This window comes from Rhizobium sp. 05L419, assembly GCF_056397845.1.
The window spans coordinates 32,333-55,725 of record NZ_JBFTOF010000011.1; the positions used below are offsets into that span (position 1 = coordinate 32,333).

Here is a 23,393-nt window from a genome sequence, read left to right on the forward strand (position 1 = left end):
TCTTACCTGAGAGCCGGTTTCCGGTCTTCTCCTCGGGGCTTTTTCGCCCTCTATGGCTGGACAATAGGCGCCGGCGCTTCCGGACAGCTTAAAAATTGCGGTTAAGAAAACTTTGCCTGCGTGGATGGTTATCAAAAGCGAACGTGGCAAGGTTTCCGGAGGGTGAACGAGCTGTGTGCCATATTGCGACACGCCTCAGGTAAGTCTCGGGTAAGCTTTTTATTGCAAAATGACGCAGAGCCAATCTGTCATTCTTTTAAAGAATTTGCCGAAAAAGGGCGTGCTATGATCTCTGCTTCAATTGCCTACAATATTGTGTCGGGAAATATGCAGAAGAGCCTGGACCGCGTCGCTTCGCAGACCACGGTCAAGCGCGATGCGGAATACTACGACGAGAACATCAACAAGGTCAAAGATGTAGACGACTTCCTGGGGAACTACCGCCTCTACAGCTATGCCATGACGGCCTACGGTCTCGACGACATGACCTACGCCAAGGCCTTCATGAAAAAGGTTCTCGAGAGCGACCTGACGGATGCCAACAGTTTCGCGAACAAGCTGTCGGACTCGCGCTACAAGGAATTTGCGGCTGCCTTCAATTTCAACGCGCCGGCCGCCGATGCGCAAAGCGATGCGCAGGAAGACGATCTGATCGGCTTGTACACGCAATCGTTTGCCGACGAGGGCAAGAACGCTGCTGCGGAGACCAAGTATTACGGTACTGCCGTGGACAAGGTTCAGAATGTGTCCGAACTGGTTGGCAACAGCCGGCTTCGCACCTACGTCCTCAAAGCCTACGGCATCGATCCGACGTATGTTTCCAAGGATTTCCTGACGCAGGTGCTGACCAGCGATCTCAGTGATCCCACGAGCTTTGTGAACGTCAGCGGAAATGACAAGTACAAGGCGCTGGCGGCCCAGTTCAGCTTCAATGCTGATGGCACGGTGACAGGTGCGGCTCAAACTGCGACACAGAAAGACGCGGTTATGGAACAGTATACGCTTACTGTTCCTTCGGTCGTGACGCAGGCCGCCGCGGACTACAACAAGACCTACTATCTGTCCAAGATCGGAGCGGTCACCAGCGTCGATGACCTGTTGGCCGACAAGAGGCTAACATCCTATATCAAGACAGCCTTCAGCATGGGCGCAGATTTCAGCAACGCTGCGCTGAAAGAGGTGCTCACCGACCGAACTTACGCCCAGTCGCTGGATTTCGACGCCGTGTATCAAGCGTTCAACTTCAAGTCGGACGGCACGCTCGGGTCGGCTGCACGCCCCCAGACGGCCGCGCAAACGGCCTCCGTTGTCGCGCAAGGCAATAGTGCGGCCAATTACTATAAATCAACGATCCTTTTCGGGTCCATTGCCACAGTCGATGAGTTCATTGCCAATAAAAAGATGACGACCTTCGTTAAAGACGCTTATGGATTGGCCCCGAATTTCAGCGATGCCGATCTGAGAAGCATCCTGACGGATCCAGCCTACGCAACCAGTGTCGGGCAGAGTGCTATCAACGCGGCCTTCAATTTTCAGGCTGATGGCACATTGACTGGCCCCAAGGTCCAGACAGATGCAAAGGCCGAATTGACCATTCAGAAGGTGACCTCGAACGGATCTTATTTTAGCGGCATCGTAGGCGATTTCGGCAATGTCGATGAACTGCTCGCCGACACGCGCGTCAACAGCTATCTGCGAAACGCTTACAGCGTTTCGTCCACGACGAGCGACGCAGACCTGAAGTCGATCCTGACCGATGAAAGCGCCGCTGCCGCGATGGGCTTCAGCAGCCTCCACCAGGCCTTCAATTTCACATCAACGGGCGGGCTTGCCTCATCCTACGGCACGCAGACATCGGACCAGATGGCCTCTATGGCCGACAGGGCTGCGGGGGTTACCAGCTATTATCAGTCCAACATCGTCAAGATCACCAACGTCGATGACCTGATCGCAAATTCAGGGCTCACCAGCTATATCAAGAACGCATTCGGCATGCCGCTGACATTGAGCGATACTGACCTCAAGAGCATCCTGACGGATTCGAGCTATGCCACCCTTCTTGGCTATGGCAACGTTCACGCGGCTTTCAATTTCCTTGCGGACGGCAGCGTTCCGGGTAACGTCAACGCGCAGACGGAAAGCCAGGCCCGAACCACAGGTTATCAGGCAAGCGCAAATCTGGACTACTTCCAGAACACGATCAGCACGGTCTCAAATGTCGATCAACTGATCTCGGATCAAAAGCTGACCAGCTTCCTCAAATCCACCTACGGGATGCCGGTCAATATCAGCGATGCGGACCTGAAGAGCATTCTGACTGATGCCACCTTCGCCGCAGCAAGCGGGTTCAGCAACGTCAACGCGGCGTTCAGCTTCGCCGCGGACGGCTCCTCCGTACCGGCCTCCGGCCCGCAGACCAGCTCGCAACTGATGGATACGGTCCATTTCTACGATGCGCGCTACGCTGACGAACAGCAGCAAGCGATCGACGACACCGTCGCCAACTACAAGAAGCGGATGACCGACGGGAACATCAAGAAAATCAATGATTTTCTGCGCACCAACGTAACCGCCGATCTCGACAAGAAAAACGACAAGCTGCCCGACCCCTATCAGGTTGCGCTCCGCGCCTACGGCCTGACGGAACAGGAAGTGCCGCGCTCGGTGATGCGCAAACTCCTGCAGAACGATCCGTACGACCCGAAAGGCTACGTCGCCTCGTTCAAGGACGAACGGATCACCAATCTTGTCCGGGCCTTCAATTTCGGAAGCGATGGCAAGATTGCTGCTGAAATCCAGGCGGTGTCTCCGGCCGTTATGGCCAAGTATGCGACGAACTACAAATCGCGCGCCCTGATGGGCATGACCGACGGCGCCCTCAAGGACAAGGCCTCCAAGGATGCCACCACTGCCGTTGATGATTTCGCAAAGGGCATGGCGGAAGTCAAATCGCTGGACGACTTCCTGTCGAACGACAAGTTGACCAGCGTCGTCTTGAAGGCAAATGGCCTCGACCCGAAGAAATACGATGAGGACACGCTGAGGAAGATTTTCACCTCGGACCCAGCCGACAAGAAGAGCTACTTGAACACGAAGGCGGAGTCGAAATTCAAGGAGATCGTCGCGGACTTCAACTTCGATACCAAGGGCGACCTCACGCGTGCCAAGATCGGAACGATCCAGAATACCGGCGCCGAAGACCGCACCCAGCAGAGCTATCTCCAGCAGACGCTCGAAACGCAGGAGGGCGAAAGCAACGACGGCGTTCGCCTGGCACTCTATTTCTCCCGCAAGGCTCCCAATATCACCTCGCTTTACACGATCCTCGGCGACAAGGCGCTGTTTCAGGTGATCACCACGGCTTTCAGCCTGCCGACAAGCCTGTCGGGCATGGATGTCGACAAACAGGTGGATGTGCTCAAGAAGTTCGTCAACCTCGATGATCTCCAGGATCCGAAAAAGGTCGACAAGCTGATGAAGCGCTTCACCGCGATGTACGATCTGAAGAACAATGCCGGCACCTCCGCGGCCTTGAGCATCCTCACCAATGGCGGGACGTCCTAGAGTTTCCGCTTTTCTCCGAATCGCGAAAACGCTCTAATTTATTGTTTTAACTCAATTACGAACGCAAAACCTCTATGCACTTTTGCTGGGATTGCCCTAGCCAGGCAATCCCCGAGCGCAGTTCCGCAACCGCAAGCGCGCGCCTCTCGCTTGGGCGCGGCGCGCTGTTTTAACAGCGATCGAACAAAGGCCTCGCGGCTATTCGACGTTCACGACCTTGCCGGGGTTCATGATGTTGGCGGGATCGAATGCACGCTTGATCCTTCGCATCAGATCCATTTCGATCGGCAGCCGGATGGCTGCTAGTTCGTCGCGTTTCAGCTGTCCGATACCATGCTCGGCCGAGATCGAGCCGCCGTGGGACAGAACCAGGCCGTGAACGATGGTGTTCATCTCGTGCCAGCGGTCGAGAAAAGCCTGCTTGTCGGCGCCGACGGGCTGGGAAATGTTGTAATGGATGTTGCCGTCTCCCATGTGGCCGAAGGCGCAGATGCGGGCACTGGGCATCGCTGCCATGACGGCGTCTCCGGCTTCCCGCATGAACTGCGGTACCGTCGAGACCGGCACGGAGACATCGTGCTTGATCGACCCGCCTTCCGGTTTCTGGGCTTCCGACATGCTCTCGCGCATATGCCACAGCGCCTTCTGCTGGGCGACGGAGGATGCGATCACGGCATCCTGCACCAGGCCGGCTTCGAAACCCTGCTCCAGCAGTGCCGTCATCATCCGTTCGGCGGTCTCGGCTGAATCGGACGTGGAAATGTCGATCAGCAGGTACCAGGGGTGCTCCGATTCCAGCGGGTCGCGTACGCCGTCGATGTGGCGGGCAGTGATCTCGACGCCGAAGCGCGGCATCAGTTCAAAGCCGGTCAGCGACGTGCCGCAGAGACTGGAGGCGAGGTTGAAGAGCGCCAGCGCATCTTCGACCGAGTTGAGGCCGACAAAGGCCACCTGCTTGCCGAGCGGCTGCGGGAAGAGCTTCAGCACGGCGCCGGTGATGATGCCGAGCGTCCCTTCCGCGCCGATGAAGAGATCGCGCAGGTCGTAGCCGGTATTGTCCTTCTTGAGCCGGCGCAGGCCATCCCAGATCTCGCCGGTCGGGAGCACTACCTCGAGCCCGAGGCAGAGGTGACGCATGTTGCCGTAGGCCAGCACGGCCGTGCCACCGGCATTGGTCGAAAGGTTCCCGCCGATCCGGCACGAGCCTTCGGAGCCGAGCGAGAGCGGGAAGAGCCTGCCATGAGCTTCTGCAACTTTCTGCACCTCGGCAAGGATCGCTCCGCCATCCGCCACAAGAACGTTCGCCACGGGATCGACATCGCGAATCTTGTTCATGCGCTCAAGCGAAATGATGATGTCGGACTTTCCCTCGCGCGGCGTCTGACCGCCGACAAGGCCGGTATTGCCGGTCTGCGGCACGACCGCGGTACCGGTTTCGGTGGCAAGCTTGAGGATGGCGGACACCTCCTCGACGTTCGCAGGCTTCAACAGCAGCGGCGAGCTGCCATGGTAGAGGCCGCGGTTCTCGATCAGGTGCGGCGCAAGGTCGGCCTTGGTACGCAGGGCATGCTTGTCGCCGACAATGGCCGCGAAACGGTCGAGAAGTTCGGGTGAAACGCTGCTCATAGAGCCTTGATCCTTTTAAATCACTCTCGTGGTGCCGCGGCGCGCCGCAGCCGGTCGTTGATTGCTTCGCCAAGGCCCTCGTCGGGAACGGCGGAAAACGCGATCGTTGCCGCGCCGCTGGCGTCGGCTTTTTTCATGTAGTCAAAAAGATTCGCGGCCGCTTCGGCAAGATTGCCGTTTCGACTGAGATTGAGGACGATGCGGGCGTGTTCCGACCCGGCAATGGGAGCCGCGCCGAACGCAACCAATGCCTCGCCTTCATCGATGTGGGTCGCATCGAGACGAACCGCTGCACCGGGCGCGTAGTGAGATGCAAGCATCCCCGGCGCTTCGATCGCAGCAGACGCCTTTTTGGAGCGCAGCAGTCTGCGGCCGGCAACCCGCTCGATCTCGGATGCTGCCAGCCCCCCCGGGCGCAGAAGCCTCAGCCGGTCGCCTTCGACCTTGACGATGGTCGATTCCACGCCGACTGCGCTCGCGCCGGCATCGAGGATCAGCCTGATCTTGCCGCCGAGATCGGCCGCGACATGGGCAGCGCTGGTGGCGCTGATCTTGCCCGAGGTGTTGGCGCTCGGTGCGGCTAGCGGGTGCCCGAAGGCGCGGATCAGGTCGCCGGCAAAGCCCTTGGGCACTCGGATGCCTACGGAGTCCAGTCCGGCGGTCGCAAGCCCGTGGATCGCGCTGTGCGGCCTCAAAGGCAACACGATTGTCAGCGGACCAGGCCAGAAGGCTTCTGCCAATGCGCGCGAAATCGGGTCGAACTCGGCATACTCTTCTGCCATGTCAAGATCGGCCATGTGGCAGATCAGCGGGTTGAAGCGCGGCCTGCCCTTGGTCTCGTAGATTCTCGTGATGGCGCCCGGGTTGGTGGCGTCGGCCGCAAGGCCGTAGACGGTCTCCGTCGGAATGGCGATGGGGAAGCCTTCGCCAAGCACTGCGCAGCCGGCTTCGATCGCCCGCCGCTTGTCCGTCGTGATGTCGATGATATCAGCCATGTCCCGCCCGGATTTCTACCAGGCAGTCCTTATGCCTTCCGCGCGCTCCGATCAATATCAGAGCTGTCGGATGAACTCGATCATAGCTCGCGCATCATCCGATCAGAGCTGGCGAATGATCTCGCGGAGCTGCTCGTTGCGTGCTCCAAGCAGCAGCACGTTCTTGATCGCGACCTGGGGATCGTGGGTGCGAAACAGCAATCCGTTGCCGCGCACCGTCCGATCGATCGTCATTTTCTCGGGGGTGTGCTCTCCCGGCCGGATGGCCACGGCGAAATACATGCGCGAATATTGCACGTCTATGCGCTCGAAGAAGTTGTCGTTGTCGCCGATGTCAGCGTAGAAATTGGCGATGTAGAATGCCCAACTGACGTCTTCGTATTGCGCGAACTTCGTCCGCGCGGCCGTGACATGGCAGTAGCCGAGATGCGGGCTGTCCTTCAGTGTCCGATGAAACAGCATTTTCGGAAACTGGATCGTGCGATGAAAGCTGTTGATGTTGTGATGCGTCTTTTCCCCTGCGGACTGCAGCTTGCGGCCGGTTTTATCGGCCACCTCGTCATGGGTCAGATAGCGACGCTCTGCCGCGAGCCAATGCGCCCGATGCCGCGTGATCTTGCCCGTCCGCAAGAATTCGGAATGCGCGGCGATCGGTTCGGCTTTCGCCGCGTCCGTACCCTTGCTCGCGTCGAAGTAACGAAGTTTCGCCATGTCTCGCATTCCGCACACTAGTGATGTGCTCGAAGGATAGGCGGTCATGCTTAAGGACCGATTAAGCGCCGGGTGTGGTTGCACCGGAATGAAAACTTGTAGCGAGACATGTCGCAAACGGGATGTGGACGCCGAGAAACGAGCGCGGCACGTTGATCCGCATTGGGTTTTCGCCGTGTCGCGATCGGTGACATTGCGTCCTACCGTTCTGCAATGGGCGCGTCGTGCCTTCTTTTTGAAGCGTTCGGCCGCCTGTCGTCATTTTCGAATCCGATGTCGCTTTAAAACCAAAGCCCCGGCCTGGGCGGTGGTTAAATGCAAATCACGAAGAATGTCTCCTGACGGGGAGGGAGCATACGCTTCCTGCGGCTTTCGTCTTCCAGCAAGCGGCCGCCCGAATAGACGAGGATGTGCAGATGGATATTCGTAGCAACGTTTTACGGCAGCTCAAAAATCGCCGCGAAGGTTTTAGCCTGGAGCAACCCTTCTATATCGATGAGGATTACTTCAAGCTCGATATGGAGATGATCTACTACCGCGACTGGCTGTTCATGGGCCATGACTGCGAACTCCCCAAGCCTGGTGCCTATTTCACGGTACAGATCGGCCAGTATCCGGTGGTTATCGTTCGCGGCCGCGACAATGTCATTCGCGCCTTCCACAATAGCTGTCGCCATCGCGGCTCGCGGGTCTGCACCAAGGAGCACGGTTCCTCGGTCCGCCTCGTCTGTCCTTATCATCAGTGGGCTTACGATCTCGACGGCAAGCTTGCATTTGCTCGCCATATGGGCGACGACTTCGACAAGAGCGGCTATAGCCTGAAGCCCGTCCATTGCGAGAGCTTCGCGGGTTACATCTTCATCTGCCTCGCCGAGAACGCGCCCGACTTCCAGCCGGTTCGCGACCTGGTATCCCCCTACATGATGCCGCATCACCTGAAGGATGCGAAGGTAGCCTTCCAGAGCACGATCATCGAGAAGGGCAACTGGAAGCTCGTCTGGGAAAACAACCGCGAGTGCTATCACTGCGCCGCCAACCACCCGGAACTCTGCCGCACCTATCCGGAAGCGCCGAGCGTCACCGGTACCGACGGCGGCGCCGACGATCCTGAAATTGCCGGCCATTGGGCACGTTGCGAGGCCGCCGGCCTTCCGAGCAAGTTCCAGATCTCTCCGGACGGCCAGTTCCGCACCGCTCGCATGCCGCTGATCGAGGACGCTGAGAGCTACACCATGTCCGGYAAGCGCGCCGTCGGTCGTCCGCTGTCGGACGACGTGACGATCGACCGGATCGGCGCCATGCTGCTGTTTCACTATCCGACGACGTGGAACCACATCCTCGGCGATCACGCAATCTCCTTCCGCGTGCTGCCCCTCAGCGCCAACGAGACCGCGGTGACGACGAAGTGGCTCGTCCACAAGGATGCCGTGGAAGGCGTTGACTACAATCTCGAAGAACTCACCCACGTCTGGACCGAGACCAACGATCAGGACCGCCGGATCGTGGAAGAAAACGCCTTCGGCATTCATTCCCCCGCCTATGAGCCCGGTCCCTATTCGGCGCTGCACGAGGGTGGCGTCATGCAGTTCCTCGAATGGTACGGGAATTTCATGGTCAACCGCTTGCAGGGCGACCAGGCCAAGCTTTCTGTCGTCGCCTGACGCCCTCTAACGCGAAAAGAGGCTCCGTCTTTCTCTGAAGGCGGAGCCAATTTTTTTGCGCCGTTCCCTCAGAAATCCTGGTAGTTCAGGGCGTTGACTTCGTGTTGGGGTACGGACGAGGTGACCATTGCATCGGGCATGGAGGTCTGCGGAGAAAGTGACGCCACCGCCGCCGGCGGCGTTTCCTGCGGCGTCATCTCGATCTTTGCGAGAATGAGCGGCGGATCCGGTTCGCGGGCGGGCAGGAGATTGCCCTGTGGCCAGACCTTCGCCAGATCCGCCTTGCTCATCGGCGCGACGTTGACGTCGATATCGGGCAGGGTGCCGGGAACCCGGTAGGCGCAACGGCGCTTGCTGCAATTGAGCCCGGAGGAGAATTGCCAGAGCAGGTAGCTGTCCCAGTTTCCCATCGGGAAGACGCCTTTGACATCCGGCTTGTAGCGCGCATACCAAAGCGGCAGGCGCGCCAGAACCGGATAGTCTTTGCGGTAGGCGGCGATGTAGCGGGCCGTGTCGTGGTTGGTGTAAAGCACAGGGTAGCGGCCAGTGCGCGCCTTGATGTGGCCGGCGAAGATCTGGGCATCTTCCAGCGACATGAACTTCTGGGGGTCGATGCCCTCCAGGTCGAGGATCATCATTTCATCCGGTTTCGGATCGGCATATTCCAGAAAATGGTTCGCCTGGTCGATCGGATTGCCCGGCCGCGCCAAGTGATAGGCTCCCCACAGCAGACCGCCTGCGCGCGCAACGAGCCGCCGCGTTTGGAACAGCTCGCGGCTCACGGCATACTTGCGCCACATGGTCTTGCAGTGCCCGACTGTGTCGCCGGCATGATCGCCGGTGCAGGCAAAGCTCTCCGGCAGCCCGTCCGAGGCTTTCGAAATGAAGGCGCCGATCCGCTTGTCCGATACCAGCGACAGCCAGTCGATCTCGTTCAATTCGTAGGCGTCGACCACGATCGTATTTGCAGGATTGTTCCAGGGGAGCGTGTCGTTTGCCCCGGCGTACCGGGGCACTCCGGCAGCGAGCGCCAGAAGCAGAAAGCGGAGTATAAGATTTCCACGGTATCGCTTCATGAAACGAGCCTGGTGAAAACTGGTTAATGTCCGGTTAATCCGGCATTGCTTATAAATAGAAAGTCAGCCACGGGCGCGAAAAAAATCGAATCGGGAACATTCTCGCGCATTATCCGTTTCATGGTACGTTTATTCCAATCCGAATTGGGAGTTTCTATGGTCAGATCATTTAAAAAGGCAGCCATGGCGATTGTGTCGTCCCTGATGCTTCTGACGGGCTTCGTGCCTTCACAGGCAATGCAGAGGCCTGTCGGGCCTCCGCTGGAAAAATCCGGCGACGTGCAGGACGTGCAGTATTGCCGCTATGGCCGCTGCGGTGGGCCCGGGTACTACCCCGGCTATCGCCCTGGTTATCGGCCTGGTTATTATCCCGGTTACCGTCCGGCCCCTGCCTATCGCCCTGCTTATCGACCGGGCTGGTACGGCGGATATCAGGGCTACAGCTACTATCGTCCGGGCTATCGCCAGTATAACGGCTACTGGTATCCGCTGGCCGCCTTCGGCGCCGGAGCCGTCATCGGCGGTGCGATCGCCTCGCAGCCCCGCTACGTTGAGCCCGCCGGCTCGGCCCACGTGGCCTGGTGTGAATCGCGCTACCGCTCCTATCGCGCCTACGACAACACTTTCCAGCCGAACAACGGCCCGCGCAGGCAGTGCGTTTCGCCATACTGAGGCGCGGACGATTTGGATGGCAGGCCCGGCAGCGATGCCGGGTTTTTGTTTTTCAGGCAGGGCTTTTTCAGAGAATATCCGCTTCAGAGAATATCCACGCGCCTGAGCAGCCACCATGCCAGCGCGATCGATGCGATGATCAGGCCGACGGCATATTCGGTGCCGTTCGTGCCCTGGGCGAAGGGCAGGTTTGCCGTGTTCATGCCGAAGAATCCGGTAACCAGTGTCGGCGGCAGCAGKAAGGCCGTCATGATCGACAGGAGGTAGAGGTGGCGGTTCGTCTCCGAGGAAAGCTTGGAGTCGATTTCCTCGTGCAGGAGCCGGGCGCGGTCCTGCAGGGCGTAGATGTCGTGATCGACGGATTCAAGCCGGCCCGTCAGCCGCCCGGCGATATCCTCGAAGCCGAACGGCATCTCGTCGTCATCTGATGCGGCCGCGCGGCGCATCAGGGTCAGAACGGTCCTGAGATGCCGGTGGATCCGGACAACGGTACGCCTGACCGGCGCCAGCCGCCGCCGCTCGTCGCGAGGCGCATTGTCGTAGACGTAGTCCTCGATCACGTTCAGCTCCTCTGTGATCTCCATGACGATGGAAATCAGGGTGCGCTGGAACTCGATCACCAGCAGCTCGAACAGGTCGACGGGTCGCGCGAACTTTGCCGGGTTCTTCTCGAGGAGACCGCGCGCCCGCTCGACGCTGCGCAAGGGCTGCAGCCGCGTGGTGATGATGAAGCGGTCGGATATCGCGAAATGCAGCCAGCCCAGATCGGCGGTCTCGTGGTCGAATTCGCGCTGGCAATCGACAAGGGTGCCATAGAGCATGTGCTCGTCGACGGTAATCGCCGAATGGGTATCGTGTGTCGTTAGCGCCGACTTGGTGTCGCCGGTCAGCCCGTCGAGGGTATCCAGCAGCGCCGGAACGCGCGCATCGGCAAGGTTGAGATGCAGCCAATAAAAGCCGCCGCTGGTCAGTTCGGCGGGCAGGGCGCTGTTTTGCAGCCGGATCGCCTTGCCACCTTCCGGCGGAAAGCGGTACGCCCAGACGAGGCCCGGTATGTTGACTGGCATTGTATCCATGGTTCGCCGGTCCTCTTGCGACTGCGGGTGTGCCCGATCTGAACGATCCCGGGCATCGCCGACCACGAATGGAGCACGGTGTCGCGCCGAGCGGCGAGACCCTGTTGGGGACCATGCCATAGTGCTTCTCTATGACAGTTACTTTGCAGTTTCGTGACAGTTTGATGCTTCGCCGGAGTGTCTTGTTCGCGGCCGGCCGCTGAAGTTTAAAATTGACGCTTACGTAAAAATCAATTAGCTCTGCCGACGGAGGGGCAGGAAGGGAATCGACAGAACCTATCCGGCCAGCGATGCGAGGAGACACCATGTACAAGGCGCCCGTCGAGGAAATTGCATTCACGCTGAAGCACGTCGCAGGTCTGAGACAGGCGATGGATGATGGCCTGCTTGGCGACCTTGGCGAAGATCTGGTCGATGCGATCCTTTCCGAAGCCGGGCGTTTCGCCACCGACGAAATTGCTCCGCTTGCCGAGGTCGGTGATCGCCAGGGCGCGCGTATTGCCGATGGCAAGGTGACGACGCCGGATGGCTGGCGCGATCTCTACCGGAACTGGATCGCTGGCGGCTGGAACGGCCTGACGGCGGCGGAAGAATTTGGCGGCCAGGCGCTGCCGCACATGCTGAACGTCGCAGCCCTGGAAATGTGGAATTCCGGCTCGATGGCCTTTGCGCTCTGCCCGACGCTGACGATGGGGGCGATCGAAGCCGTCCATGCGCACGGCAGCGATGCACTGAAGCAGACTTATCTCCCCAAGCTCGTCTCCGGCGAGTGGACCGGCACGATGAACCTGACGGAGCCGCATGCCGGTTCCGACCTCGGTGTTCTCAAGGCCCGCGCCGAGCGCCGCGGCGGCGGCACCTACCGCATATCGGGCCAGAAGATCTTCATCACCTGGGGCGAGCACGACGCGGCCGAAAACATCATTCATCTTGTACTTGCCCGCCTGCCGGATGCGCCTGCCGGAACGCGCGGGATCTCGCTGTTTCTCGTACCGAAGTTCCTCGTCAATGCCGACGGTTCGCTCGGCGCCCGCAACGACCTGTTTGCCCATTCGCTGGAGCACAAGCTCGGCATTCATGGGTCGCCGACCTGCACGATGATCTACGGCGACGGCAAATTCGGCGACGAGAAGGGGGCAATCGGCTGGCTCGTCGGGGAGGAGAACAAGGGGCTCGCATGCATGTTCACGATGATGAACAATGCCCGCCTCGCGGTCGGCATGCAGGGCGTCGCCATTGCCGAAGCCGCGACGCAGAAGGCGATTGCCTACGCCAGGGAACGCACGCAGGGCAGGGCGCCGGGCTGGAACGGCACCGGGATGAGCCCGATCATCGAACATCCCGATGTCGCCCGCATGCTGCTGACGATGAAGGCGCTGACGCAGGGCGCTCGCGCTATCGCCTATACCTGCGCCCACGCGACAGACATGGCCCACGGTGCCCCCGATCGATCGCAGCACTGGCAGGAACGCGCGGCACTGCTCACGCCGATCGCCAAGGCCTTCGCGACTGACATCGGCGTCGACGTCGCCTCGCTCGGCATTCAGGTCCACGGCGGCATGGGCTTCATCGAGGAGACGGGCGCCGCCCGCTATCTCCGCGACGCACGCATCGCCCCCATCTATGAAGGCACGAACGGGATCCAGGCGATCGATCTCGTTTCCCGCAAGCTGCCGCTCGCCGGCGGGGCGCAGGTTCGGGCGCTCTTAGGCGAGCTGACGGCAATCGCCGACGAAGTCGGCCGCTCCAATCTGGATGGCTTCGGGACGACGGCGAAACGGCTCGATGCGGCGATTGCCGATCTTGCCGAGGCGACCGATTGGCTGTTGGCGCAACTGGCCGAAGGCCGGACCACCACCGATGCGCTGTCCGGTGCCACACCCTATCAGCGTCTGTTCGGCCTGGTACTGACCGGCTGCTACCTCGCCAAGGGCGGCCTTGCCGATGCCTCCGACGGCGACCGCGCAAGCCGCATCGCGCTCTGCCGCTTTGCCGCGGAAAACCTGCTCGCCGAAACGGCGGCACTGAAGGATACTGTCATCAACGGCGCCGCAAGCCTGGCCGCCGCCAGAGCAGTTCTCGCCTGAGGAGTTCAAATGACCGATCACATCATCGTCGAACAGTCTGCAGCCCATCCGGGTGTCCAGATCATCCGCTTTAATCGACCGGAAAAGAAGAATGCGATTACCCGGGCGATGTATTCGAGGATGGCCGGAGCGCTCACCGCAGCCGATGACGATCGATCGATCCGGGCAACGGCCTTCCTTGGGACCGAAGGCTGCTTTTCCGCAGGAAACGACCTGGGTGACTTTCTGGCAGTTGCCATGGGCGGCGGCATGCCGCGCGAGATCCTGGACTTCCTCTATGCCCTGGTGAATTCGGGCAAACCTGTCGTGTCAGGTGTCGACGGGCTCGCGATCGGCATCGGCACGACGATGCACCTCCATTGCGATTTGACCATAGCCTCCGCGCGCAGCCAGTTCCGCACGCCCTTCGTCGACCTTGCGCTGGTGCCTGAAGCCGCGTCCAGCCTGGTTGCGCCGCGGATCATGGGACATCAGCGTGCCTTCGCACTGCTTGCCGCGGGGGAATCATTCTCTGGCGACGAGGCCAGGGACGCCGGCCTGGTGTGGAAGGTCTGTGCGCCCGAGGAGGTGGAGGCCACGACGCTCGCAATTGCCGCAAAGCTCGCCGCCAAGCCACCGGAGGCCTTGCGCATTTCTCGCGACCTCGTTCGAGGAGATCGCGGAGAGATCATCGCCCGCATCGGCGAAGAAGCCCGCCATTTCTCGGCACGCCTAAAAAGTGCCGAAGCGCGGGCAGCCTTCGAGGCCTTCATGTGGCGTTAAGAGCGGCGATCTCATCATCAGCGCTGCGGTTCCTGTCAGCCGTGATGGCAAGCTTGCAGGCGTTTTCTGATTCGTGGATCGGCCGTCCTGGCCTGTCCGCGAGCCGCTACCTTTCGAGGGTGGCGACCACCTCGACATGCGAAGTCCAGAGGAACTGGTCGATCGGCGTGACGCTGGTGATGCGGTAGCCGCCATCGACCAGAATGGCGAGATCGCGTGCCAGCGTCAGCGGGTTGCAGCTGACGGCGACGATCTTCTTCACGGCCGAGCGGGCGAGTTCTTGGCATTGGAACTCGGCGCCGGCACGCGGCGGATCGAAGACGACAGCGTCGTAGACCTTCAGTTCGGCCGTCATCAGCGGGCGGCGGGCGAGATCGCGCCTCTCGACGCTGACGGGCTTCAGCCCCTGCGTGTTGCGCGCGGCGTGATCGAGTGCCGCGAGTGGCTTCTCTTCGCTCTCGACGGCATGCACGCGGCCGGTGCGGGCAAGCCGCAGCGAGAACGTGCCGGCACCGGCAAAGAGATCTGCGATACGCTTGGATTTGCCGACATGGGCAAGCACCAGATCGGCCATCGCCTCCTCGGCTGGCTTCGTCGCCTGCGTGAAGCTGCCGGGCGGCGGAGAGACCTTCACGCCGCCGAAATCGACGATCGGCTTCGACGGCTCGACGAGGATTTCCCCGTTGAGCGCGACGCGGGCGATGCCGCGAAGCGCCAGCACGGTCTCGATCGCCTTGCGGCGCTGCTGGTCGGAGAGTTTCTTGATGCCGTCGACGGCGATATCGAGGCCGGGAAGCGTTTCGAGAACGGAAATGCGGAAGGCCTCGGCGCTGTTGGCAAGCGCCGCGCCGATGGCCGTGATCGCCGGCAGCCTGGCGATGATGGCTGCCGACGAGATGGGACATTCCTCGATGGCGACGATATGGTGGCTCTCTGCCTGATTGAAGCCGATCAGCATGTCCTTTTCTGTCTTCCGTGCGGCGAAGACGACGCGGCGACGTTCGCCGGGATGAGCCGCGATGGTCTCGCCGACCTCAGGCGTCAACCCCTTGGATCTCAGCGCGTCGATGACCAGCTGCCGCTTAAAGGTGCGGTAGGGCGCATCGCTCAGGTGCTGCAAGGTGCAGCCGCCACAGGTACCGTTGACACCGTCCGGGCCGAAGTGGCGGCACGGCGGCTCCTGCCGGTCCGGCGAGGGAGTGGTGATCGACATCACCGTCCCTTGGCTCTTGATCCGTGCAATCGCCACGGTTTCGCCCGGCAGCGCGAAAGGCACGTAGACGGGTCCGTTGGCGCTGTTGACGATGCCGTCGCCCTGCGCGCCCAGCTTCTGGATGGTAACTGTCTCGGTGCTCACGGCTTTGTCCCTGCGAGTAGGAATTCCTGATTGCCGTCGCCGCCGGCGATCGGCGACGCGATGAGGCCGAGGCTCTGCCAGCCCATGTCCTCGACGAACCAGCGCTCCAGTTCGGCCGCCACAGCAGCCGCGGAGGAGGGGTCCTTGAGCATTCCGCCCTTGCCGATCGCATCCCGCCCGGCCTCGAACTGCGGCTTCACGAGCAACACTGCCGCAGCCCCGGCCTCGGCAATGTCGAGCGCGGGCGCCAGCGCCAATCTAAGGGATATGAATGAGACATCGGAGACAATGAACGTAAGGGGGTGGCCGATGTCTTCGGCCACCAGATTGCGAGCGTTCAGCCCTTCGATGTTGGTCACGTCGGGATTGGCGGCGAGGCGCGGATGCATCTGGCCGTGGCCGACATCGACGGCAGTCACATGCGCTGCTCTTCGCTCTAGCAATACCTCGGTGAAGCCGCCGGTCGAAGCGCCGACGTCAAGACAGTGGTGGCCGGCCGGATCGAGCTTGAAATGGTCGAGTGCAGCCGTCAGCTTCAAGGCCGCGCGCGAAACGTAGTCCTGCGCCGGATCATCGATTTCGATGACGGCATCTTCGCCAAAGAGGGCGCCGGCCTTCGTCACCACCTTGCCGCCGACCTTGACCGTGCCGCGCTGCACGGCGTCGCGGGCGCGCGATCGGCTGGCGAAGAGGCCAAGGCTGACGAGAAGTTGGTCGAGACGTTGTGGGTTCTGATCGGACATGGCCTGTCCATGCAGGGCAAAGCCCGCCGTTGCAAGCCTTTTGTTCGGTGGCATCTCGTTGGTACCGCCCTACCTCCACGAGTTAGTGCCAAGGTCCCTTTTGCCAACCATCGCCTCGACCGACTTCGGCCCGCTTTTGACCCACGTCTCGCAGATTTCTTTGCCGGCATCCCGGCCGCCTTTCCAGGTACGGCAGAACGTGTCTTTCCTGATGGACCAAACGCCTTCGATCGGGATCACGTCGCCACTGTCGAGCTTGATTTGGCCCTTGCCGGTGCCATCGGCGGAGAGCATGAGGCTGCCGGCATATCCCTTCCCGGGACCACCCAGGATCAGCTCCTTGCCTTCACCCAGCAGTTCCGTGAGGTCCTTTCCGGTCATCTTCTTCTCTGCTGCCGCGGCCGTTCCCCAGGCGAGCAATGCAATAGCGATGACGCCGACGACCATGCGCATGTTTACTCCTTCTGCGTGAGGTAATGCTAATACATATCTCCCGCGGGAAACGAAAAAGATGAATCCTCTATCACAGAGTTGAGGCGGCCGGGCACGAATGGGGCACGGCGCAAGCGCCTGCGGGCGCAGATTGTTGCGACGCACAAACTTAAGCAATTTTAAAGTCTCCCCCAATAAAGTCGGCCGGATTGCAGCGGTTGGTGGAAAACCGCATCCGCCATGATGGCTCGATGCCCCAGCTGCCGATCATGTTCCCTATCCACGAATTTTCGTGTGGCATGCATTGCATGCCCGATGCCCCATGGCTCTGAGCCTTCAGGAGAGACTGACTGATGTTTGCAAGAAACATGTCCTTGAACGGCAAGCTCGCAGCGACCTTCGTCGCGCTGATCCTTATCTTTCTGTCCGTTTCCGCCTTTGTTTACTCGAAGGCTGGGGCAGTCGCTGCTGCGTCCCAAGAACAGAAGAGATCGGAGCGCCTGGTCAACCAGATCGACGATGCGCTGCAGGCCATGCTCGAGCAGGCCGTGAACCTGCGCGGCTTCCTGCTCTTCCGTAGCGACAGCACCTATGGCGATATCTTCGCCAACCGCGAGCGCATGTTGAAGGCGATCGCGGCTGCCAGGGAAACGGCAGCCGGCAAAAGCGATTTCATCCAGCAGATCGACGGCATGCAAAAGGCGGCCGACCTCTATTTCCATCAACTGGCCGAGCCGCAGTCGAAGGCGCGCAAGGAAACCGACATGCCGGTCGACCAGATCGTCAAGATCGGCGTGAACGAGACCAAGGGCCAGCTGGACGGCTTCCGTCAGGCGTCCGCCAAGATCAAGGCAGCCGCGCGCGATGAATCGAACGCGCTTGCCGCCGTTCAGGCAGATGCCGGCGGCGATCTCCGCATGACGCTTCTCGTCGGAGGCATCGCCGCTGCCCTGGCCGCCATCGCCCTTGCCTGGCAGCTCTCGCGCAGCATCGTCCGCCCGATCGTCGGCATGACCGCGGCGATGGGCCGGCTCGCCGGCGGCCAGAACGACATTGACGTTCCGGCGCTTGACCGCCACGACGAAGTCGGCCGCATGGCGCAATCGGTCCTGGTCTTCAAGGATGCCGCAATCGAGAAGCTGCGTCTTTCCGGCGAAACCGACCGCATGCGGGCCGACGCCGAACGCCAGCGTCAGGCAGGCGACGAACAGAAGGCTCGCGAGGAGGGTGAACTGCGTTTTGCCATCGACGCGCTTGCCGGCGGTCTGTCCGATCTCGCCGACGGCAACGTCGCCATTCGTCTCTCCACGCCCTTCGCATCGCAGTTCGACCGCCTGCGCAACGACTTCAACAACGCCGTCGAGAAGTTGCAGGCTGCCCTGCAGTCCGTCGGCCACAACGCGTCGGCGATCAATGCAGGTGCCGGTGAAATCCGCACCGCTGCCGATGATCTCGCGCGCCGTACCGAACAGCAGGCCGCAGCCGTCGAGGAAACCGCTGCAGCCCTCGAACAGGTCACGACGACAGTCCGCGATTCCGCCAAGCGCGCCGAAGACGTCGGCCAACTGGTCGAGCGCACGCGCCTCGGCGCCGAAAAGTCCGGCGAGGTGGTCCGCAAGGCCGTTACCGCAATGCAGGAGATCGAAAAATCCTCGGGCGAGATCAGCAACATCATCGGCGTGATCGACGACATCGCCTTCCAGACCAACCTGCTGGCGCTGAACGCAGGCGTCGAGGCGGCGCGCGCCGGCGATGCAGGCAAGGGCTTTGCCGTCGTCGCGCAGGAAGTGCGCGAGCTGGCGCAACGCTCGGCCAACGCGGCCAAGGAGATCAAGGCGCTGATCAATACCTCAGGGACGCAGGTCAATGCCGGTGTCTCGCTGGTTGGCGAAACCGGCAAGGCGCTGACCGAGATCGTCGGCGCCGTGCAGGAGATCAACAAGCACGTGAGCGCCATCGTCACCGCCACGCGCGAACAGTCGATCGGCCTGCAGGAGATCAACACCGCTGTCAATAACATGGACCAGGGCACCCAGCAGAACGCCGCCATGGTCGAGGAACAGACCGCAGCCAGCCATTCTCTCGCCCAGGAAGCGGGTGCGCTGGACGAACTGCTGCGCCAGTTCAACCTCGGTCGGCAGCGCGCCGAAGCACCGAAGACAAGTGTCGCCCATAGCGCCTCGCGTCCCGTTGCGTCCCCGGCACGGGCTCTGACGCGAACGGTTGCCAGGGCCTTCGGTGGCAAGGCCGCGACGGCGGCGGCCGTTCAGGAAGACTGGACGGAATTCTGAGCCGTCCCTGAAAGTTCAGCGACTTCAGAAGCAGGGCAGTCCGGAAGGGCTGCCCTGTTTTGCTTGCGGGATACTCCGCATTCACGCGACGCCGCGATCGTCCGAAATCCTTGACGGTTGCGCCGCGAGGCGCTTGGACGATTTCAAAGGATCGCTTGCCCACCTGCAGGCGGTAGGGGCGGTCCTCTATCGGGGGCTGATGGAGATCGACGGGCATCTCTGGATGTGCCAGGTCCGCGATCCCTGGGGCAACTGCATTGGCATCCGCGGCCCGCTTGCCGCCGATGCGAACTCCGCTCGCTCCCCGGATCAGGGGATGCGCCTATTTACAGACCCGGCACCAAATCCGGTCACGGCAGTTGACGACTTGGGGTCCGGCTGAGGGCCCGTGAGCTATCCGGCGACGCCGACGACGGCGGGACGGCCGAGTGCCTTGAAGACCGTGGCGACGATGCCAGCCCGGTCAAGCCCGGCTTGCGCATTCATCACCTCGGGCTTGGCCTGTTCCACCCAGATGTCAGGCATGACGAGCGAGCGAACCTTGAGGCCGTTGTCGAGCAGGCCTTCGGTCGCGAGGAACTGCAGCACGTGGCTGCCGAAGCCGCCGACGGAACCTTCTTCGACGGTAATCAGCATCTCGTGGTGGCGCGCAAGCTGGCGGATCAGGTCGTGATCCAGCGGCTTGGCGAAGCGCGCATCGGCGACGGTCGTCGATAGTCCGGCGGCGTCGAGGTCTTCGGCGGCGAGCAGACAGTCGGCCAGGCGGGTGCCGAATGAAAGCAGGGCGACCTTGGATCCTTCCTTGACGATGCGGCCCTTGCCGATCTGCAGGATTTCGCCGCGCGCCGGCATGTCGATGCCAATGCCCTCGCCGCGCGGATAGCGGAAGGAGATCGGACCGGCATCATAGGCCGCTGCGGTGCGCACCATATGCTTAAGTTCTGCCTCGTCGGCCGCAGCCATCACCACGAAGCCAGGCAGGGCGGCAAGGAAGGTGGTATCGAAAGAGCCAGCATGCGTCGGCCCGTCCGCGCCCACGAAGCCGGCACGGTCGATCGGGAAGCGCACCGGCAGGCCCTGGATCGCCACGTCGTGCACGACCTGATCGTAGGCCCGCTGCAGGAAGGTGGAATAGAGCGCGATGAACGGCTTGTATCCTTCGGCGGCAAGGCCGGCGGCGAAGGTCACGGCATGCTGCTCGGCAATGCCGACATCGAAGCAGCGGGACGGAAACGCGCCGGCTAGCTTGTCGAGGCCGGTGCCGTTCGGCATTGCCGCGGTGACGCCGACGATCTTGTCGTCGAGTTCGGCTTCCTGCACCAGCGCTTCGGCAAAGACGCTTGTATAGCTCGGTGCGTTCGGCTTCACCTTCGCCTGCGCGCCGGTGATGACGTCGAATTTGTTGACGCCGTGATACTTGTCGGCGGCCGCCTCGGCGGGCGCATAGCCCTTGCCCTTCTGCGTGACCACATGGATCAGCACTGGACCATTGGCGTTGTCGCGGACGTTGCGCAGCACAGGCAGCAGGTGATCGAAGGAATGACCGTCGATCGGGCCGATATGATAGAAGCCCATCTCCTCGAACATGGTGCCACCGGTGACGTAACCCCGGGCGTGCTCGACGGCGCGGGTGATGGCGCGGTCGACCTTCTTGCCGAGATAGGCGGTCAGCTTCTTGCCGAAGTCCCGGAAGCCCATGTAGGTGCGGCCGGAGGCAAGACGGGCCAGATAGGCGCTCATCGCGCCCGTCGGCGGAGCGATCGACATGTCGTTGTCGTTGAGGATGACGATCAGCCGGGCATCCAGCGCGCCGGCGTTGTTCAGTGCTTCGTAGGCCATGCCCGCCGACAGCGCACCGTCGCCGATCACCGCGATCACGCGGCGGTCCGTCTTGTCGAGTTCTGCGGCAACAGCCATGCCGAGGCCGGCTGAAATGGACGTGGAGGAATGCGCGGCGCCGAAGGGGTCGTATTCGCTCTCGGCGCGGCGCGTGAAGCCGGAAAGACCGCCTTCCTGGCGGAGGGTGCGAATGCGGTCGCGGCGACCGGTCAGGATCTTATGCGGATAACACTGGTGCCCGACATCGAAGATCAGCCGGTCGTTCGGCGTGTCGAAGACGTTGTGGATGGCGATCGTCAGCTCGACGACGCCAAGTCCCGCCCCGAGATGTCCGCCGGTGCGCGATACGGCATCGATCATTTCGTCCCGGACCTCACGCGCCAGCTGCGGCAGGTCGCGATCCTCCAGCTTTCGGAGGTCGGCTGGATAGCTAATCTTATCCAGCAGCGGCGTCTTCGGCGGTTGTGTCACGGGTGGGCACTCTTTCTTGTCATTCTTGGGCAGGATGCCTTTAAGGCATAAATTGCTGTTAAAAAAGTCGATTTCAAGAACCTCAAGATTTCCTTTCTAAAGGAGATCAGCCTTCCGGCAAAGGTATGAATTCCTCCTCGTCCCCCGGAATGATGTCGAAGCGGCCGGTCCGCCATTCCTCCTTGGCCTTCTCGATCCGCTCCTTGGACGACGACACGAAATTCCACCAGATGTAACGCTTGGAGTTGAGCGCCGCTCCGCCGAACAGCATCAGGTGACAGCCTTGGCTCCCGGCCTCCAGGGTGATCGCATCGCCGGGACGGAAGACGAGCAACTGATCTGCCGCAAATGTGTCGCCGGCGATCACCACTTCGCCGGACAGGATGTAGGCCGCCCGTTCCTCGTGCGCCGCCGCGAAGGGAAATTTCACCCCGGCTTCGAGATTGATATCGGCATAGAGCGTATCCGAGAAAACCGTCACCGGCGACGACAGTCCCTCGAAGGCGCCGATCACGACGCGCCCGCGCACACCGCGCTCGTCGATCACGGGCATCTCGCTTTTTTCCGTGTGGGCAAAGGAGGGGGCGATCTCCTCCTTGTCGTCGGGCAGCGCAAGCCACGTCTGAAGCCCCGACATCAGCAGCGGATGGCCGCGCAGGTTGTCCGGCGTGCGCTCCGAATGCACGATGCCGCGTCCTGCCGTCATCAAGTTGATGTCGCCCGGTCGAATGACCTTTTCGGTGCCGAGGCTGTCCAGGTGCCGGATCTCTCCGTCGAAGAGGTAGGTGACGGTCGAAAGCCCGATATGCGGATGTGGCCTGACGTCCAGCGCCTCATCCGGCTTCAGGATCGCCGGCCCCATGCGATCGAAGAAAATGAATGGCCCGACCAGCCGCCGTTGCCGGCTCGGCAGCGCGCGCCGCACCTGAAACCCGCCGATATCGCTGGTGCGCGGAATGATCAGGTTCGCGATCGCATCGCAGGCGAAGGCATCGCCGGGCAGGGGGTCTTTACCGGGAAAGAAGGACATGGCGGATCTCCAATCGATCGCTGAAACTACCCACAATTGCCCGCAAGAGCCAGCCGCAGTTTTCATGTCCGTGGACGACATATGCTGCACGATGACATGGTGGCACTATGAAAGCTGAGATCGTCATCCGTGAACGCATTGTTTTCGGTGACGGAGCTATTCTGGAAATGAAGGTGTGGCGCGTGCCCGATCCTGTTCCCGACTCACGACATTTTCTGAAGTATTCACTGTTTTATGGAGTGCCGGGCCAAAGACTGGTCGGCTACGACAACGAGCGCGGCAAAGGCGATCATCGCCACTACGGCTCGCACGAGTAAAGCTATCGCTTCGTTTCCGTCGATCAGTTGCTGGAAGATTTCAGGTCTGACGTTGAGAGCATGAGAGGAGAGCCGATATGAACAAAGATGTCGAACGACACATCGGCGGTACCTTCGGCGATGCGGCCAGACTTGTCGCTGACGCATGGCGTCGAGCTGAAGCGAATGAAGCAGTCTCCGAAGACCATCTGATCTTCGTGAACTGGGAAGCATTCTCGCGGACGATGACACCAAAGAGGCTGGAGCTTCTGCGGCATCTGCACCGCTATCCGCAAGCGAGCATTTCCGCGCTCGCGAAAAGCTTGAAGCGCGATCACCGGCGCGTTGACGAGGGTGTGGCAATTCTCTAGGAGGCTGTCTCATCGAGCGGGACGGCAAAGGACTGCGTGTGGGCTACGACGAAATTCGAACGGTAATAGCGCTCTGAGTTCACGCGCCGTCGAGAGGCTCGACGCCCTGCGGCTTGCCGGCGCGGTCGAGGCGGATCTTCTCGATGCGGTTCTCGGCGGCCGAAAGCAGCGTTTCGCAATGCTTCTTCAGCGCTTCGCCGCGCTCGTAGATCTCGATGGATTCGTCCAGCGCCACGTCGCCGCGCTCCAGGCGGGCAACGATGCTCTCTAGTTCGGCAACCGCTTTCTCGAATGAAAGAGCGGAAACCTCCGGCTTGACGCTGTCGTTCATAC

Annotated in this window: 20 protein-coding genes; 9 read left to right on the forward strand and 11 right to left on the reverse strand. The window is 61.3% G+C overall.

Annotated elements, in window-relative coordinates; translation table 11 throughout:
- Positions 1-285: 285 nt before the first annotated feature.
- Entirely contained in the window at positions 286-3,564 is a 3,279-nt protein-coding gene (locus AC1DMK_RS15705; RefSeq protein ID WP_477860206.1) for a DUF1217 domain-containing protein, read from the forward strand.
- 198 nt (positions 3,565-3,762) lie between these two features.
- On the opposite strand, the gene AC1DMK_RS15710 is transcribed toward AC1DMK_RS15705, so the two are convergent.
- The 3 genes from AC1DMK_RS15710 to AC1DMK_RS15720 all read right to left on the reverse strand — a co-directional run bounded on the left by AC1DMK_RS15710 (position 3,763) and on the right by AC1DMK_RS15720 (position 6,896).
- Entirely contained in the window at positions 3,763-5,190 is a 1,428-nt protein-coding gene (locus AC1DMK_RS15710; protein ID WP_477860208.1) for an FAD-binding oxidoreductase, read from the reverse strand.
- Positions 5,191-5,210: 20 nt separating this feature from the next.
- Complete coding sequence (locus AC1DMK_RS15715) at positions 5,211-6,185, reverse strand: L-threonylcarbamoyladenylate synthase (RefSeq protein ID WP_477860210.1); 975 nt, start codon at positions 6,183-6,185, stop codon at positions 5,211-5,213.
- A gap of 102 nt (positions 6,186-6,287) precedes the next feature.
- Positions 6,288-6,896, reverse strand: a complete 609-nt coding sequence (locus tag AC1DMK_RS15720) for a DUF6656 family protein (protein ID WP_037059809.1) — start codon at positions 6,894-6,896, stop codon at positions 6,288-6,290.
- Positions 6,897-7,312: 416 nt separating this feature from the next.
- On the opposite strand from AC1DMK_RS15720, the gene AC1DMK_RS15725 reads away from it, so the two are divergent.
- On the forward strand, positions 7,313-8,557 hold the full coding sequence (locus AC1DMK_RS15725) for an aromatic ring-hydroxylating oxygenase subunit alpha (protein WP_037059810.1): 1,245 nt from the start codon (positions 7,313-7,315) through the stop codon (positions 8,555-8,557).
- Positions 8,558-8,625: 68 nt separating this feature from the next.
- Here the strand turns inward: AC1DMK_RS15725 and AC1DMK_RS15730 are convergent, their stop codons facing one another.
- Complete coding sequence (locus AC1DMK_RS15730; protein WP_051973911.1) at positions 8,626-9,633, reverse strand: GH25 family lysozyme; 1,008 nt, start codon at positions 9,631-9,633, stop codon at positions 8,626-8,628.
- A gap of 156 nt (positions 9,634-9,789) precedes the next feature.
- On the opposite strand from AC1DMK_RS15730, the gene AC1DMK_RS15735 reads away from it, so the two are divergent.
- On the forward strand, positions 9,790-10,305 hold the full coding sequence (locus AC1DMK_RS15735; RefSeq protein ID WP_037059812.1) for a BA14K family protein: 516 nt from the start codon (positions 9,790-9,792) through the stop codon (positions 10,303-10,305).
- Positions 10,306-10,388: 83 nt separating this feature from the next.
- Here AC1DMK_RS15735 and AC1DMK_RS15740 read toward each other — a convergent pair whose 3' ends face one another.
- Positions 10,389-11,381: a transporter gene (locus tag AC1DMK_RS15740; protein ID WP_477860214.1), complete on the reverse strand. Its 993-nt coding sequence runs from the start codon at positions 11,379-11,381 to the stop codon at positions 10,389-10,391.
- A 305-nt stretch (positions 11,382-11,686) separates the two neighbouring features.
- On the opposite strand from AC1DMK_RS15740, the gene AC1DMK_RS15745 reads away from it, so the two are divergent.
- The gene (locus AC1DMK_RS15745; RefSeq protein WP_477860216.1) at positions 11,687-13,468 is read left to right on the forward strand and encodes an acyl-CoA dehydrogenase; all 1,782 of its coding nucleotides are present in this window, start codon (positions 11,687-11,689) and stop codon (positions 13,466-13,468) included.
- Between the two features lie 9 nt (positions 13,469-13,477).
- Positions 13,478-14,230 carry a crotonase/enoyl-CoA hydratase family protein gene (locus AC1DMK_RS15750; RefSeq protein WP_477860218.1) on the forward strand — a complete coding sequence of 251 codons (753 nt, stop codon included), beginning with the start codon at positions 13,478-13,480 and terminating at the stop codon, positions 14,228-14,230.
- 106 nt (positions 14,231-14,336) lie between these two features.
- Here AC1DMK_RS15750 and AC1DMK_RS15755 read toward each other — a convergent pair whose 3' ends face one another.
- The 3 genes from AC1DMK_RS15755 to AC1DMK_RS15765 form a co-directional block, all read right to left on the reverse strand.
- The gene (locus tag AC1DMK_RS15755; protein ID WP_477860220.1) at positions 14,337-15,587 is read right to left on the reverse strand and encodes a class I SAM-dependent RNA methyltransferase; all 1,251 of its coding nucleotides are present in this window, start codon (positions 15,585-15,587) and stop codon (positions 14,337-14,339) included.
- On the reverse strand, positions 15,584-16,330 hold the full coding sequence (locus AC1DMK_RS15760; protein WP_477860222.1) for a TlyA family RNA methyltransferase: 747 nt from the start codon (positions 16,328-16,330) through the stop codon (positions 15,584-15,586). The genes AC1DMK_RS15755 and AC1DMK_RS15760 overlap by 4 nt, the downstream gene beginning before the upstream one ends.
- A 69-nt stretch (positions 16,331-16,399) precedes the next feature.
- Positions 16,400-16,777: a hypothetical protein gene (locus AC1DMK_RS15765; protein ID WP_477860224.1), complete on the reverse strand. Its 378-nt coding sequence runs from the start codon at positions 16,775-16,777 to the stop codon at positions 16,400-16,402.
- Between the two features lie 338 nt (positions 16,778-17,115).
- On the opposite strand from AC1DMK_RS15765, the gene AC1DMK_RS15770 reads away from it, so the two are divergent.
- Both AC1DMK_RS15770 and AC1DMK_RS15775 read left to right on the forward strand, forming a co-directional pair.
- Positions 17,116-19,053, forward strand: a complete 1,938-nt coding sequence (locus tag AC1DMK_RS15770; RefSeq protein ID WP_037059822.1) for a methyl-accepting chemotaxis protein — start codon at positions 17,116-17,118, stop codon at positions 19,051-19,053.
- 133 nt (positions 19,054-19,186) lie between these two features.
- Complete coding sequence (locus AC1DMK_RS15775; protein WP_037059823.1) at positions 19,187-19,435, forward strand: glyoxalase/bleomycin resistance/dioxygenase family protein; 249 nt, start codon at positions 19,187-19,189, stop codon at positions 19,433-19,435.
- A gap of 11 nt (positions 19,436-19,446) precedes the next feature.
- Here the strand turns inward: AC1DMK_RS15775 and dxs are convergent, their stop codons facing one another.
- Both dxs and AC1DMK_RS15785 read right to left on the reverse strand, forming a co-directional pair.
- Positions 19,447-21,363 (reverse strand): 1-deoxy-D-xylulose-5-phosphate synthase, encoded by a 1,917-nt coding sequence (gene dxs, locus AC1DMK_RS15780; protein WP_037059824.1) that lies wholly within the window; start codon positions 21,361-21,363, stop codon positions 19,447-19,449.
- 106 nt (positions 21,364-21,469) lie between these two features.
- The gene (locus AC1DMK_RS15785) at positions 21,470-22,393 is read right to left on the reverse strand and encodes a pirin family protein (RefSeq protein WP_037059825.1); all 924 of its coding nucleotides are present in this window, start codon (positions 22,391-22,393) and stop codon (positions 21,470-21,472) included.
- Positions 22,394-22,500: 107 nt separating this feature from the next.
- On the opposite strand from AC1DMK_RS15785, the gene AC1DMK_RS15790 reads away from it, so the two are divergent.
- Complete coding sequence (locus AC1DMK_RS15790) at positions 22,501-22,710, forward strand: toxin-antitoxin system TumE family protein (RefSeq protein ID WP_477860228.1); 210 nt, start codon at positions 22,501-22,503, stop codon at positions 22,708-22,710.
- Positions 22,711-22,787: 77 nt separating this feature from the next.
- Positions 22,788-23,060: an HVO_A0114 family putative DNA-binding protein gene (locus AC1DMK_RS15795; RefSeq protein ID WP_477860230.1), complete on the forward strand. Its 273-nt coding sequence runs from the start codon at positions 22,788-22,790 to the stop codon at positions 23,058-23,060.
- A 79-nt stretch (positions 23,061-23,139) separates the two neighbouring features.
- Here the strand turns inward: AC1DMK_RS15795 and AC1DMK_RS15800 are convergent, their stop codons facing one another.
- A complete protein-coding gene (locus AC1DMK_RS15800) occupies positions 23,140-23,391 on the reverse strand; it encodes an exodeoxyribonuclease VII small subunit (protein WP_037059826.1) in 252 nt (83 codons plus the stop codon).
- Positions 23,392-23,393 lie beyond the last annotated feature (2 nt).

What these genes read in the sequence shown, in the direction of transcription:
- AC1DMK_RS15705 (WP_477860206.1), top strand. Translation starts at nt 286, where the DNA reads ATGATCTCTGCTTCAATTGCCTACAATATTGTGTCGGGAAATATGCAG.
- AC1DMK_RS15710 (WP_477860208.1), bottom strand. Translation starts at nt 5,190, where the DNA reads ATGAGCAGCGTTTCACCCGAACTTCTCGACCGTTTCGCGGCCATTGTC.
- AC1DMK_RS15715 (WP_477860210.1), bottom strand. Translation starts at nt 6,185, where the DNA reads ATGGCTGATATCATCGACATCACGACGGACAAGCGGCGGGCGATCGAA.
- AC1DMK_RS15720 (WP_037059809.1), bottom strand. Translation starts at nt 6,896, where the DNA reads ATGGCGAAACTTCGTTACTTCGACGCGAGCAAGGGTACGGACGCGGCG.
- AC1DMK_RS15730 (WP_051973911.1), bottom strand. Translation starts at nt 9,633, where the DNA reads ATGAAGCGATACCGTGGAAATCTTATACTCCGCTTTCTGCTTCTGGCG.
- AC1DMK_RS15735 (WP_037059812.1), top strand. Translation starts at nt 9,790, where the DNA reads ATGGTCAGATCATTTAAAAAGGCAGCCATGGCGATTGTGTCGTCCCTG.
- AC1DMK_RS15745 (WP_477860216.1), top strand. Translation starts at nt 11,687, where the DNA reads ATGTACAAGGCGCCCGTCGAGGAAATTGCATTCACGCTGAAGCACGTC.
- AC1DMK_RS15750 (WP_477860218.1), top strand. Translation starts at nt 13,478, where the DNA reads ATGACCGATCACATCATCGTCGAACAGTCTGCAGCCCATCCGGGTGTC.
- AC1DMK_RS15760 (WP_477860222.1), bottom strand. Translation starts at nt 16,330, where the DNA reads ATGTCCGATCAGAACCCACAACGTCTCGACCAACTTCTCGTCAGCCTT.
- AC1DMK_RS15765 (WP_477860224.1), bottom strand. Translation starts at nt 16,777, where the DNA reads ATGGTCGTCGGCGTCATCGCTATTGCATTGCTCGCCTGGGGAACGGCC.
- AC1DMK_RS15770 (WP_037059822.1), top strand. Translation starts at nt 17,116, where the DNA reads ATGTTTGCAAGAAACATGTCCTTGAACGGCAAGCTCGCAGCGACCTTC.
- AC1DMK_RS15785 (WP_037059825.1), bottom strand. Translation starts at nt 22,393, where the DNA reads ATGTCCTTCTTTCCCGGTAAAGACCCCCTGCCCGGCGATGCCTTCGCC.
- AC1DMK_RS15790 (WP_477860228.1), top strand. Translation starts at nt 22,501, where the DNA reads ATGAAAGCTGAGATCGTCATCCGTGAACGCATTGTTTTCGGTGACGGA.
- AC1DMK_RS15795 (WP_477860230.1), top strand. Translation starts at nt 22,788, where the DNA reads ATGAACAAAGATGTCGAACGACACATCGGCGGTACCTTCGGCGATGCG.
- AC1DMK_RS15800 (WP_037059826.1), bottom strand. Translation starts at nt 23,391, where the DNA reads ATGAACGACAGCGTCAAGCCGGAGGTTTCCGCTCTTTCATTCGAGAAA.